Annotated in this window: 12 protein-coding genes; 4 read left to right on the top strand and 8 right to left on the bottom strand. The window is 32.5% G+C overall.

The window, feature by feature from the left end; all coding sequences use genetic code 11:
- Positions 1–126: 126 nt before the first annotated feature.
- Together lpxK and ACHRV0_RS19250 are read left to right on the top strand one after the other, a co-directional pair.
- On the top strand, positions 127–1,152 hold the full coding sequence (gene lpxK / locus ACHRV0_RS19255; protein ID WP_395442115.1) for a tetraacyldisaccharide 4'-kinase: 1,026 nt from the start codon (positions 127–129) through the stop codon (positions 1,150–1,152).
- Positions 1,124–1,936, top strand: coding sequence for a purine-nucleoside phosphorylase (locus tag ACHRV0_RS19250; protein ID WP_395442114.1), 813 nt, complete (start codon positions 1,124–1,126; stop codon positions 1,934–1,936). Before lpxK ends, ACHRV0_RS19250 begins: the two co-directional genes overlap by 29 nt.
- Before the next feature lie 9 nt (positions 1,937–1,945).
- Here ACHRV0_RS19250 and ACHRV0_RS19245 read toward each other — a convergent pair whose 3' ends face one another.
- The 4 genes from ACHRV0_RS19245 to ACHRV0_RS19230 all read right to left on the bottom strand — a co-directional run bounded on the left by ACHRV0_RS19245 (position 1,946) and on the right by ACHRV0_RS19230 (position 6,874).
- Positions 1,946–4,114, bottom strand: coding sequence for an ATP-binding protein (locus ACHRV0_RS19245; protein WP_395442113.1), 2,169 nt, complete (start codon positions 4,112–4,114; stop codon positions 1,946–1,948).
- Positions 4,115–4,140: 26 nt separating this feature from the next.
- Positions 4,141–5,139 carry a type I glyceraldehyde-3-phosphate dehydrogenase gene (gap, locus tag ACHRV0_RS19240; RefSeq protein ID WP_129024573.1) on the bottom strand — a complete coding sequence of 333 codons (999 nt, stop codon included), beginning with the start codon at positions 5,137–5,139 and terminating at the stop codon, positions 4,141–4,143.
- 88 nt (positions 5,140–5,227) lie between these two features.
- Positions 5,228–6,094 (bottom strand): lipoyl synthase, encoded by an 867-nt coding sequence (gene lipA, locus ACHRV0_RS19235; RefSeq protein WP_129024572.1) that lies wholly within the window; start codon positions 6,092–6,094, stop codon positions 5,228–5,230.
- A gap of 75 nt (positions 6,095–6,169) precedes the next feature.
- A complete protein-coding gene (locus ACHRV0_RS19230; protein WP_395442112.1) occupies positions 6,170–6,874 on the bottom strand; it encodes a GLPGLI family protein in 705 nt (234 codons plus the stop codon).
- A gap of 223 nt (positions 6,875–7,097) precedes the next feature.
- On the opposite strand from ACHRV0_RS19230, the gene ACHRV0_RS19225 reads away from it, so the two are divergent.
- Together ACHRV0_RS19225 and ACHRV0_RS19220 are read left to right on the top strand one after the other, a co-directional pair.
- Positions 7,098–7,967, top strand: coding sequence for a M48 family metalloprotease (locus ACHRV0_RS19225; RefSeq protein ID WP_395442111.1), 870 nt, complete (start codon positions 7,098–7,100; stop codon positions 7,965–7,967).
- A gap of 214 nt (positions 7,968–8,181) precedes the next feature.
- Positions 8,182–9,054: a M48 family metalloprotease gene (locus tag ACHRV0_RS19220; protein WP_129024569.1), complete on the top strand. Its 873-nt coding sequence runs from the start codon at positions 8,182–8,184 to the stop codon at positions 9,052–9,054.
- Between the two features lie 71 nt (positions 9,055–9,125).
- Here ACHRV0_RS19220 and ACHRV0_RS19215 read toward each other — a convergent pair whose 3' ends face one another.
- The 4 genes from ACHRV0_RS19215 to ACHRV0_RS19200 all read right to left on the bottom strand — a co-directional run bounded on the left by ACHRV0_RS19215 (position 9,126) and on the right by ACHRV0_RS19200 (position 12,280).
- Positions 9,126–9,506 (bottom strand): PH domain-containing protein, encoded by a 381-nt coding sequence (locus ACHRV0_RS19215; RefSeq protein WP_089055871.1) that lies wholly within the window; start codon positions 9,504–9,506, stop codon positions 9,126–9,128.
- Between the two features lie 143 nt (positions 9,507–9,649).
- Positions 9,650–10,477, bottom strand: coding sequence for an energy transducer TonB (locus tag ACHRV0_RS19210; protein WP_129024568.1), 828 nt, complete (start codon positions 10,475–10,477; stop codon positions 9,650–9,652).
- A gap of 154 nt (positions 10,478–10,631) precedes the next feature.
- Positions 10,632–11,183: an RNA polymerase sigma factor gene (locus ACHRV0_RS19205; protein ID WP_395442110.1), complete on the bottom strand. Its 552-nt coding sequence runs from the start codon at positions 11,181–11,183 to the stop codon at positions 10,632–10,634.
- Positions 11,174–12,280, bottom strand: a complete 1,107-nt coding sequence (locus ACHRV0_RS19200; protein ID WP_129024567.1) for a glycosyltransferase — start codon at positions 12,278–12,280, stop codon at positions 11,174–11,176. Before ACHRV0_RS19200 ends, ACHRV0_RS19205 begins: the two co-directional genes overlap by 10 nt.
- Positions 12,281–12,346: the final 66 nt, after the last annotated feature.

The following is a 12,346-nucleotide window of genomic DNA, read 5'->3' as shown; positions in this document are numbered from 1 at the left end:
TATTGCTTTTTGTTTCAAGTTTCAGGTTTCAGTCTTTAAGTTTTATGCCGTTTGGGAAAACTTGAAGTGCAAAATCTGAAACAAATTCATAAAACAAATTAACGAAAAAAATTATACTTTCGTAAAATGAATATACTTCGAAAAATACTTTTCCCTTTTGCAATTTTGTATGGATTAATCGCATCAATTAGAAATTTTCTTTTTGATAAAGGAATTCTTAAATCGACTTCATTTGATGTTCCTGTTATTGCGGTTGGAAATTTAAGTGTAGGAGGAACCGGCAAAACACCTCAAATTGAGTATTTGATTCGATTATTATCAAGTAAATATAAAGTGGCGACTTTAAGTCGTGGTTATAAACGTCAGTCAGAAGGATTTGTCTTAGCAGATGAAAATTCTAATGCCTCAATACTTGGTGATGAACCGTTTCAGTTTTATCAAAAATTTCCAAATGTACAGGTTGCTGTTGATGCAAATCGTACAAACGGAATTACTCAATTGCTTTCGCAAAAAGAAAAGCCAGAAATAATTTTGCTTGATGACGCTTATCAGCACCGAAAAGTAAAAGCTGGGTTTTACATTTTGCTTACTTCATATGGCGATTTGTATGCGGATGATTTTATGCTGCCAACAGGAAATCTGCGTGAGGCTAGAAGCGGAGCAAATAGAGCCAATATTGTTATAATTACAAAATGCCCTTCTAATTTGGATGAATCTGAACAGGAAAATATTAGAAGAAAGTTAAAACTAGAAGCTTCACAAGAATTATATTTTACCTTTATAGATTATGATGATTGTGTTTATTCAAGAACAGAGAAATTAGCAGTAGAGGAAATTAAAGAGGAAAGAAAGTTGCTTTTGGCTGGAATTGCAAAACCAAAACCCTTTTTTGATTTTTTAAAATCTAAAGATGATGAATGTCTAACATTTCCAGATCATCATCATTTTACAGAAAAAGATATTACAACAATTGCAGAGAAAGCAAAAAAATATAAAATTATTACAACCGAGAAGGATTATGTTCGTTTAAAGGACACTAGTATTGTATCGCAATTATTTTATTTGCCTATAAAAAGTTCTTTCATCAGGGAGCAGAATAATTTTGATAAAACAATTTTAAATTATGTGGGAAAAAGTTCAAGAAACAGTTAGTTATATAAAATCAAAAACACAATTTACACCAGAATATGGAGTGATTTTGGGGTCGGGTTTAGGCGGTTTTACAAATGATATCGAAATAGCATTTACATTACCGTATGATGAAATTCCTAATTTTCCTGTGTCTACAGTTCAAGGACACAAAGGTGCGTTGGTTTTTGGAACTATTGGAGATAAAAAAGTGGTTGCGATGCAAGGTCGTTTTCATTTTTATGAAGGTTACACGATGGAAGAAGTTACTTTTCCGGTTCGTGTGATGAAGTTTTTAGGAGTTAATAAACTATTAGTTTCAAATGCATCGGGAGGAGTAAACGCAGCTTACAAAGTAGGTTCGATTGTTATTATTAAAGATCATATCAATTTTGCGCCGGAACATCCTTTGCGTGGTAAAAATGATGAACGTTTTGGACCACGATTTGTAAATATGAGTGAGCCTTATTCTCGAAAAATGATTGCCAAAACAAAAGAAATTGCATCAAGATTGAATATCGAAATTCATGATGGAGTTTATTTTGGTTTGCAGGGACCAACTTTTGAAACTTTGGCTGAATATAAAATGGTTAAAATTCTTGGAGCAGACTGCGTAGGAATGTCAACTGTGCCAGAAGTTATCGTAGCACGCCATATGGATGTAGAAACTTTTGGAATCTCAGTAATTACGGATATGGGTAATGAGGAAAGTATAGATACAATCTCTCATGACGAAGTTCTTGAAGCTGCAAAAATGGCAGAACCTCAAGTAAGAGCTTTGATAAAAAACTTGATTATAGAATATTAAGTTTTTGCTTTAAAAAAACTTGGCGATAGTGCTGTAAAATTCATCTGGAACAAATGGTTTTGTAATAACATCATTCATTCCGTAAGATAAAAGCATGTCTCTGTTTTCGTCAAGCGAAATCGCAGTCAACGCAATAATAGGAGTTGTTTTGTCAAACTCTCTAATTTGCTGCGTTGCTGTTGTTCCGTTAATGCCAGGTAAATGAACATCCATTAAGATCATATCAAAACGCTTTACTTTTAAAAGCTCGACAGCTTCTTCTCCGTTATCGATGATTTCGCAGGTTATAGCTTTATTCTCCAGCATTTTTCGAGTAATCATCTGATTGATTTTATTGTCTTCAATTAGTAAAATTGATTTGTGCTGTAATTGAGAATCGTCGTATGTTTTTTCTTCTTGTACGACCTCCAAAGGTTCTTTGTTAATTTTAAAATCTAATTTAAAAGTAAAAGTAGATCCTTTGCCAACTTCACTTTTTAGTTTTATTTCGCCGCCCAAAAGTTCAATTAGTTTTTTTACAATAGTAAGCCCAAGACCAGTTCCTCCATATTTTCGATTTACTTCTATTGAGCCTTGCGAAAAACTCTCAAAAACAGTTTGCAATTTGTCTTCAGGAATTCCAATTCCAGTATCAACAATTTCAAAATAAACCGTTGCCGTATCATCTTCCTCAGCGTATAATTTTGCAATTACATTTACATTTCCGTTTTGAGTGAATTTTAGTGCATTGTTGATTAAGTTCAATATAATTTGAGACAATTTAGTAGGATCACCAATTAAATTGTCCGGAATTGATTTGTCTATCTCAAGATTGAAATAATTTTTATTGGCAGTAGCCAATTCTTTTAAAGAACTTTGAATATTAAAAAGAAGCTCTTTTAAATTAAAACTGATACTTTCAACTTCGACTTTAGTAGAATCGATTTTATTAATTTCAAGAATTTCGTTGATAAAAGTGGTAAGGTAGTTTCCTGAGAATTTTAAGGATTCTAAGTATTTTAGTTGCGTTTCTTTTGGATCGTCTTCGAGTAATAAATGAGTGATTCCATTGATCGCATTCAGCGGTGTACGAAGTTCATGACTTACCGTTGATAAAAATTCTGATCTTGCTTTTGAAGCTTTTTCGGCTTTGTTTTTGGCTAGAATTAACTCTTTGTTTTTTTCTCGTAAAAGAAGGTTGTTTTGATTGCGAATAATGTTGTTTTTGTATAAAGCTAAACTCAAAAGCGATAAAATAGAAATTAAAGCAATTGCCAAAATGCTGACCAACTTAGAATAGCGATAGGTTTTTAATTGAATTTTTTCTTCGCTTTCACGTTTTATGCTGTTGTTTAAAGATTGATTTTTTTTGAATTTCTGATATTCATTAAAATCAATTTTAGCATTTTTTAATTTTAAAATGTAGTTTTCTAGTTGATAATGTTCATCTAAATAAGAATAAGCAAGATCAAAGTTTCTATTTTTTTTATAATACTGACTTATAGCTAAAACAATTTTAGATTTTTGCGGAAGATCATTTATCATCGCATTATAATCTAGTGCTTTATCAAAATAAATTATGGCAGAATCATTTCGTTTAAGTGCGCTTTCAATTAATCCCAGCTGATAGTAAGAACTGCTTTTTGTTTTTAAAATAGCAGGATTATCAGGTTTTTTGGTGATTTTTTGTAATGTCTTAGCCGCTAATCGTAAGTTTTGATTTGACTTAAAAGCCATTGCTTTTTGATAGCTGAGAACTTCGGCGCTGTCAACAACTCCTAGTTCTTTTAAAAGGTCTTGAGCTTTTGCGTAATATATATCGGCAGTTTTGTAGTTGCCCATTGCCGTGTTTGCGGCACCAATATAATGCAATGCCAAAATTTTTGTGCAATTGGGTTTTACACTGTCAAATGAAGAAACACTTTTGTGAAAATTTTTTAAAGCTTCGTCATATTTTTGCTGATTGTAAAATATTTTTCCAAGCTTAAAGGTTTGATTGGCTAGATTTTGAGTATGATGATGTGTTTCACAAAAGTCAATTGATTTTTTAGTGTAAAAAACAGCAGTATTGTATTTTTTATTGTTAAGATTTTTGTTGGCGAGTTTATTGTAATAGGAAACACTATCCGTATTCTTTTTAGTTTGAGAATACAAAAATGAATTAAAAAAACAAACCAGAATAAGAATGTGGTATTTCATGTATTGCAATGCTTTTACAATGAATTCTATTTTTTTCTTATCAGTAAAATCAAATCTATTAATCTTGATGAATATCCAATTTCATTATCATACCAACCCACAACTTTTACCATTTTATCAATAACAGATGTAAGTTGTGCATCAAAAAGGCACGAATGTGTGTTGCCAATTATGTCAACAGAAACGATTGGATCTTCAGTATAATCTAGTATTCCTTTTAAATTTGTTTTTGAGGCTTCTTCAAATGCTTTATTAATTTCGTCAATACTGACAGCGCGTTTTACATTAAACGTTATGTCGGTCAATGAACCGTCAGGAACTGGAACACGAATGCCGCAGCCTCCTATTTTTTCATGCAATTTAGGAAAAATTTTTGTTAATGCCTTAGCTGCACCTGTAGTTGTTGGAACAATTGACTGACTTGCACCTCTCGCACGGCGTAAATCCTTGTGTGGCTGGTCGTGAAGGCTTTGGTCAGTTGTGTAAGAATGTATTGTTGTAATGTAAGCTTGCTCAATTCCGCATAATTCCTCGATAATTTTTATCATCGGAGCTGCATTATTTGTTGTACAGCTAGCATTTGAAACAATGTCTTCCGTTCCGTCCAAAATAGTTTCATTTACTCCTAAAACAACAGTTTTTATTGTGTCTACTTCAGAAGGAGCAGAAAGGATTACTTTTTTTGCCCCAGCTTCTATGTGTGCATTTAATTCTTCGTGTGTTTTGTATTTTCCTGTTGATTCTATAACAAAGTCGATAGAATGACTTTTCCAATCTAAGTTAGAAATGCTTTTTTCGTGAAAAAATAAAAAGTGTCTATCGTCAACAATTATCCCATTTTCATCATGAGATACCTTAAATGGCAAAACACCATGTATGCTGTCGTATTTTATTAAATGTGACATGGTTTTGTTATCAGCAATATCGTTAATTGCAATAACTTCAATTTCAGGGTGGTTTAGAAGCAGACGGAATAAGTTTCTTCCAATTCTTCCAAAACCATTAATAGCAATTCTTGTTTTCAATATTTTGTTTATTATTTGTTTAATCGTTCAGCCGTTTAATCGTTTTATCAATGCGATTAAACGATTAAACAGTTAAACAAATAACCTTTTATAATATGTGTTTTTGTGCTTTGTATGAAGAACGAACTAGCGGACCGCTTTCTACATGTCTGAAACCTAATTCTTGACCAAATTTTTCATATCGAGCAAATTGTTCAGGTGTAATGAACTCTTTTACTGGTAAATGTTTTTTACTTGGTTGTAAGTACTGTCCAATAGTAACAACATCAACATTTGCATTTCGCAGGTCGGTCATAGTTTGAAAAACTTCTTCTTCTGTTTCTCCAAGACCTAACATGATTCCAGATTTAGTTCTGTTTATTCCTTTTTCTTTCAAGTAACGCAAAACTTCCAAACTGCGATCGTATTTTGCTTGAATACGAACTTCTCTTGTTAAACGTCGAACAGTTTCAACATTATGCGAAACTACTTCAGGATTTGCTTCCACAATTCTATCAAGATTTCTTTCCATTCCTTGAAAATCCGGAATTAAAGTCTCAAGTGTAGTATTCGGATTCATTCTGCGAATCGCTTTTACAGTTTCAATCCAAATTATTGAGCCGCCGTCTTTTAAATCATCTCTATCAACACTTGTAATAACAGCATGTTTGATATTCATGATTTTTATAGAACGAGCTACTTTTTCAGGTTCATCCCAGTCTACTGTTTCTGGTCTGCCGGTTTTAACACCGCAAAAACCACAAGATCTAGTACAGATGTTTCCTAATATCATAAAAGTAGCAGTACCTTCTCCCCAGCATTCTCCCATATTTGGGCAGCTTCCAGAGGTGCAAATCGTATTTAAACTGTATTTATCGACTAAACCACGAAGTTCAGTATATTTTTGTCCAATTGGTAATTTTACCTTCAACCATTTAGGTTTTCCAGGTGGTATGTTTTCAATGACTGTTTCCATATATCATAATTCAAAGTACAAAGATACGGAAGTTGATAATAAGATTATAGTATTGCGTTTTAACAAGACAAAATATTATTTATATTTTGTAAGAGGACTTATTGAATCTAGATAAGTTTTGGTGTCCTTGTACATTTGACGAATTGAAACTGGTCTGGTTTTCATTTCTGGTTCTTTGATTTCAATATTTTCGTTACTGATTATAATTTTATCAACTGTAACAACTGTATATTCTCCAAGTTCTACTTTTAGTATTAACCCTGGCAATCCCCAGTATAAACCAGGTCCGTCATTGACTGGTATTTCTTCAGCATACCAAGCGGTTATGGGAGCTAATGATTTTGTTGAGGTTGCTTTTTTACAAGTATATCCGTTAATTATAGTAGTCTCATCTGCAAATGTCCATTCATACTCTGTAAGTTTATCTTCTGCACTAAAATCTTTATCGCTAATCGTATACTCTTTTCGTATTGATTTGTTATTTAAATCTTTAAAGGTTATGTTAATTGTAGGAAGAACAATTTGATGATAGGTTTCAAGTTTACGCCCTCCAATTTCTACATGTGAAGTATCAATAGATGATTTTTGTGATGGGATTAGTTCAGTAATAGATTTTTTATCAGCATAATAATAAGTGAATGTTTTAGGTTTAATTTCATTAGAATTGTTTCTGCTGTCTTTTCCAATTGTTTTAAGTATTTTTTCTGTATAAGTTGCCTTTATGCTCTGTGAATTAGCCTGAAAGGCAATAAGAAGTAAAAAAAGAATGTATCTATTCATAATTTTAATATTATGGTTTTGGTTGTTTTTGTAAAAGAATAAAAGTAAGATAATTAATTCAAGTTTTAAGTTGTTTACTTTGTTTTTTATTCATAATTAATGTTTTAGCTTTATTTTTTTTTAAAACTAAATTCTGTCTTATTATGCTATAAATTTAGCGTTTTAAGACAATGTAAAATTTGCGCTGTAGTAATTTTATTGTTAATTTAAAGTTTTAAAAAACATGAAAAAGAGAGTTATTGTATTAGGAATTTTACTTACAGCTTTTAGTTTTACTGGGATGAATGCACAAATACTTTCAGACAAAGCTATGGGAGCATTAGGCAAAGGTGTTTCAGGATTTACTTTTAGCGATGCAGATGCGGCAGCTTTGGCTAAAGAATCAGTCGCCGCATTAGATGCAAACAATCCTGTTGCGGGGACTGAGGATGGTTATTCAATTCGGTTAAACCGTTTATTTGGAAAGCACACTTCTACTGAGGGCGTTAATTTAAATTATAAAGTTTATTTGGTTAGAGATATTAATGCTTTTGCTTGTGCAGATGGAAGCGTTCGTGTATTTGCTGGTTTAATGGATATTATGGATGATAATGAATTGCTTGCAGTTATCGGGCATGAAATTGGTCACGTAGTTAATCACGACACAAGAGATGCTATTAAAGCAGCTTATAAAAAAGAGGCTTTGTTAGATGCTGCTTCATCACAATCAGGAAAAATCGAGACTCTTACAGGATCTCAATTAGGGAAAATTGGAAGCGCAATGATCGACAGCAAACATAGTAGAAAACAAGAATCTCAAGCTGACTCATTTTCTTATGATTTTATGAAAAAGAATGGTTACGATGTAAATGCGGTAGAGTCAGCTTTTAGAATTCTTCAAAATTTAAGTGAAGGAGCTGAATCTTCTTTTATGACTAAAATGATGAGTTCGCATCCGGATTCTGGTAAAAGAGCAGATGATGCTAAAAAGAAAGCAACAAAAGATGGTTTGTATAAAGCTTATGTACAGCAGAAAATTGATAATACTGCACCTGTAAAAGCAAAAGCAGCAACAAAAGCACCGGCTAAAAAGACGACAACAAAGAAAAAGTAATATTTTTCATAAAAGCTAAAAACGGCAGATTCTCTAGAGAATCTGCCGTTTTTTTGTTATAGCGTTGGGTACTATGAATAATAGCTGTAGATCGTTATACAACTCATCAAAAATTTATATCTTTAATTTGTTAAAAAAAAACAAGCTTTTCGTGAAATGAAATAGTATTTTCTTGTACTACATTTGTTGTTAAATAATAATTATGTTTAGAGATATGAAAAAGAAATTTATTGTATTAGGAGTTTTGTTTGCAGCTTTTGGATTTACAAAAGCAAATGCGCAGATTAATTTAGGCGATAAAGCAATTGGAGCGGTTCAAAAAGGAGTGACGGCTTTTACATTGACTAATGCTGATGCTGCGGCGTTGTCTAAAGAAGCAGTCGCAAAATTAGATACTGAAAATGAAGTGGCTGGTCCAACAGATGGTTATACATTACGATTAAACAGAGTGTTTGGAAAACACACTGCTGGTGATGGATATACTTTGAATTATAAAGTATACAAAGTTAAAGATGTCAATGCTTTTGCTACTGCAGATGGAAGTGTGCGTGTATATTCAGGTTTAATGGATATAATGGATGATAATGAATTGCTGGCTGTAATTGGGCATGAAATTGGTCACGTTGCTAACAATGATTCTAGAGATGCAATGCGTGCGGCTTACCAAAAAGAAGCAGTAATTGATGGAGTTTCTTCTCAATCAGCAAAAATATCTTCAGTAACCGATAGTCAGTTAGGAAAAATCGGAAGCGCTATGATTGACAGCAAACACAGCCGTAAACAAGAAAGTGAAGCGGATTTATTTTCGTATAATTTCTTGAAGAAAAATGGTTATGATGTAAATGCGGAAGAATCAGCGTTTAGAATTTTGGCTAAAATGAGCGAAGGGGCTCAAGCTTCTTTTATTGATCAAATGATGAGCTCACATCCAGATTCTAAGAAAAGAGCAGATGATGCGAAAAAAAGAGCTGAAAAAGACGGTTTGTATAAACCATATGTGCAGCAAAAAATAGATAATACGGTTCCAAAAGCTGCAACCACTAAAAAGCCAGCTGCAACCAAAAAAACAACAACCAAAAAGAAATAATAATTTCTAGTTTAAAAAAGAGAACGGCAGATCATATATGATCTGCCGTTCTCTTTTTTTGTATACTATTGTTAGCCTAAAACATGATGCGCTAAAACTTTTTGTACGTCGTAAACATTTACAGATTTGTTAAACTGTTTAACGATACTTGGATTCAGTTCGCTTGAAACCCATATTTTTAATTCAGCATCAAGGTCAAAAGTCCCAGCAGTTTCTACGCTGAAACGAGTGATGCTTTTGTAAGCAATAGATTTATATTCGGTTTTACTTCCTGTTAATCCTTGTACGTCAACTAAGATTAATCTTTTGTTTGTAAAGATAAAAGTATCACGGATTAGTTTAAAACCCATTTCAATTTCTTCATTATCAGTTAATAACTGACCATACTTTTTAAGTAAATCGTCCTGAGTGACAGTACCTGCATTACCCATAAGGGCTGAAAATATTCCCATTTTTTTAGTTTTTACGGTGATTATTGTATTTATGATTAGGAGTCGTAAAAGTAGAAAAAATAGAATATGTTTAGTTCGGTAAACGTTTCAGTTTTGAAGAAAAAGCATAAAAAAAGCAGAACCTAAATTCTGCTTTTCTATTTTTATTCTGCTTCTGTTTTTATTGTTATCGGGAGGTTGTAAGCAGTTCTTACTGCTTTACCGTTTAGTATTCCCGGAGTCCATTTTGTTTTTAATGATTTTAAAACTCTAATTGCTTCTTTTCCCATTCCGTAACCTGGATCGTTTTTTACTAGGATGTCTGTAATTGAACCATCTTTTTCAATTACAAATGAAACATACACTCGTAAAGTTTTTTCAGCATCCAATTCTGGTCTGTTAAAGTTGTTTCCAACATAGGCATAAAATTTTGCCATTCCACCTGGAAATTCTGGCATTTTGTCTAAAACACTTGTGTTCACAATGCCGTTTCCGTTATCAACTGGTTCAGAAGTTCCTGTGTTTGCTGAGCCAGTTCCTGGTAAAACATTGACGCTAGTTCCAGTTCCTGTAGTGTTTTCTACAATTGGAACATTGTTAGCATTTGTAGCAATTTCTGGTGTCGCTTGAGCAGCTGAAGTAACAACCGGATTTGTCAATTGCAAAGCTTCAGTAACTGGTGTTGCAGCAGTTTGCTGAGGAGGTGCGATTGGTGCAGGAGGTTCAGGCTGTACCTTAATAGGTTCTGTATTGACTTGTACAACTACCAATGGCTCTGTAATTGGTGTTGCCTCGACAGGATCATGTGTCCTAAATTTATTAATCAGCATCGATACGCTTCCTAAGGCTGCTAGTAACAACAGTCCCATGAATAGTGCTGTAATAGTAGTTTTAGAATTCTCTTGGCGTAATTGATACGCGCCGTACTCTTTGTTTTTGTTTTCGAAAACAAGATCAATCCACTTGTTTTCATAGATGCTTAATTTAGACATGATTTTTGGGTTTTAAGGTTAAGTAACTTTAAATCATACGCGATAAGAATTAGGGTTTTGACAAACAACGCAGAAGTTGTTGTTTTAGTGTGTTAAAGTAATTTTTTTAAGAAAAAACCAGATAATGTGTTATTCTTTTCTTAAAGATAGTAAATTATCTATTACGATTAATGATTTCTGCTAACAATTTTTTAGCACGAAGTATTTTTACTTTAACATTACTTAAAGGTTCATCTATTTTACTGGCAATTTCCTGATACGTCATTTCTTGAAAATAACGCAGTTGAATTACTTCTTGATAATGAGGTTTTAATTCTTTAATGCACAGAAGCAGTCGAGACAGGTTTTGCTCGTTAATTAAAGCGTCTTCAGCAGAGAGAGTAGTGTCAGCAATATTATAAGCCTGCTGATCTTCGGCATCGGTAATTTCTATAAAAAGGTTGGTTTTCTTTTTACGCAATAAATCAATGTAGACGTTTTTTGCAATTGCAATCAGCCAAGTGTTAAATTGAAATTCAGAATTGTAAGAAGCAATTTTGTCAAACGCTTTAGAAAAGGTTTCTATCGTAATATCTTCGGCAGTAGTTTCGTTTTCTGTTCGTTTAAGCATGAAGCTGTAAACTTCATTCCAATAATAATCTAATAAAAAAGTAAAGGCGGCTTGATCGCCTTTTTTTGCTTTTTCTATTTTAGAATTTATTTCCAATATACAGGTTTTGAAAAGATATTAGATATAAAGATATTAATTTGCGTGAATATAAGCGCTATTTCAAGCACTGGAAACCAAATTTTAATATCATTTTCTTTTAATTTTCCTGCAGAGAACCCAATAACAGTCCAAACTATGGTGTAGCGGGTTGCAAGAATTGCCAAGACTGCAATCCATTGAAATTGGAAAGCAAGCAGAATAATGACAGATAAAAAGAAAAACAATTGCGAGCAGAAGAAAATCCCCAACTGAAACTTGTCGAAAAATTTATAATATTCAGCTGTAGAAACGTGTCTTCTTTTTTGGGTAAACCATTCTTTGTACGATTCCTTTGGTTTAGAATAAGTAAAACTTTCTGGAGTATAAGAAATGGTCGTGTTTGATTTGTTTGCAGCCTGATTAATAAATAAATCATCATCGCCGGAACGAACTTGTATATGATCAATAAAACCATTTACATTAAAAAACTCGTCTTTTTTATAAGCTAAATTTCTTCCAACTCCCATATATGGAAATCCTGCTTTAGTCCATGAAAAATATTGAACCGCAGTTAAAACAGTCTCAAAACGAATGATTTTATTTAATAATGAACGTTCTATTTTTTCGTAACCTCCGTATCCTAAAACAATAGTTTTGTTCATTGTAAATTGCGAAGTCATTGCTGTTATCCATTCTTTTGAAGTTGGGTAGCAATCAGCATCAGTAAACAATAAATAATCTTTTTTTGCGGCTTTAATTCCTAATGTCAAAGCATATTTTTTATTTCCCCAAAAAGCTTCGTTGTTTTTTACTTTAACCAAACGAATATTAGGATATAGATTTTCAAATTCTTCAAAAACTTCTAAAGTTTCATCACTTGAAGCGTCATCAATCAAAACAATTTCGAAATCAGGATAATTTTGTTCAGCTAATAATGGGATAAATTTCTTTACGTTTTCTTCTTCATTTTTTGCGCAGACAATAACTGAAACCGGAATTCTTTTTGGTGTAATATTTTGAGGTTTAGCGAATGCAAACTTTCCAAAAATTCCTAAGTAGTAGAAAACTTGAATAAAAACAATAGCAATAAAGAAGTAAAATAAAGTTATAAGCATATGGTTTTAATGTCTATTAATATCTGAAATTTTGCGAGTACAAAGGTAGTTATGAATTAGTAAATT

This window comes from Flavobacterium sp. FlaQc-30 (assembly GCF_044005885.1).
In the GTDB taxonomy this organism is placed as follows: domain Bacteria; phylum Bacteroidota; class Bacteroidia; order Flavobacteriales; family Flavobacteriaceae; genus Flavobacterium.
This window is presented reverse-complemented; position numbering and strand designations above follow the sequence as displayed.

What these genes read in the sequence shown, in the direction of transcription:
- lpxK (WP_395442115.1), top strand. Translation starts at nt 127, where the DNA reads ATGAATATACTTCGAAAAATACTTTTCCCTTTTGCAATTTTGTATGGA.
- ACHRV0_RS19250 (WP_395442114.1), top strand. Translation starts at nt 1,124, where the DNA reads ATGTGGGAAAAAGTTCAAGAAACAGTTAGTTATATAAAATCAAAAACA.
- ACHRV0_RS19245 (WP_395442113.1), bottom strand. Translation starts at nt 4,114, where the DNA reads ATGAAATACCACATTCTTATTCTGGTTTGTTTTTTTAATTCATTTTTG.
- lipA (WP_129024572.1), bottom strand. Translation starts at nt 6,094, where the DNA reads ATGGAAACAGTCATTGAAAACATACCACCTGGAAAACCTAAATGGTTG.
- ACHRV0_RS19230 (WP_395442112.1), bottom strand. Translation starts at nt 6,874, where the DNA reads ATGAATAGATACATTCTTTTTTTACTTCTTATTGCCTTTCAGGCTAAT.
- ACHRV0_RS19225 (WP_395442111.1), top strand. Translation starts at nt 7,098, where the DNA reads ATGAAAAAGAGAGTTATTGTATTAGGAATTTTACTTACAGCTTTTAGT.
- ACHRV0_RS19220 (WP_129024569.1), top strand. Translation starts at nt 8,182, where the DNA reads ATGAAAAAGAAATTTATTGTATTAGGAGTTTTGTTTGCAGCTTTTGGA.
- ACHRV0_RS19215 (WP_089055871.1), bottom strand. Translation starts at nt 9,506, where the DNA reads ATGGGAATATTTTCAGCCCTTATGGGTAATGCAGGTACTGTCACTCAG.
- ACHRV0_RS19210 (WP_129024568.1), bottom strand. Translation starts at nt 10,477, where the DNA reads ATGTCTAAATTAAGCATCTATGAAAACAAGTGGATTGATCTTGTTTTC.
- ACHRV0_RS19200 (WP_129024567.1), bottom strand. Translation starts at nt 12,280, where the DNA reads ATGCTTATAACTTTATTTTACTTCTTTATTGCTATTGTTTTTATTCAA.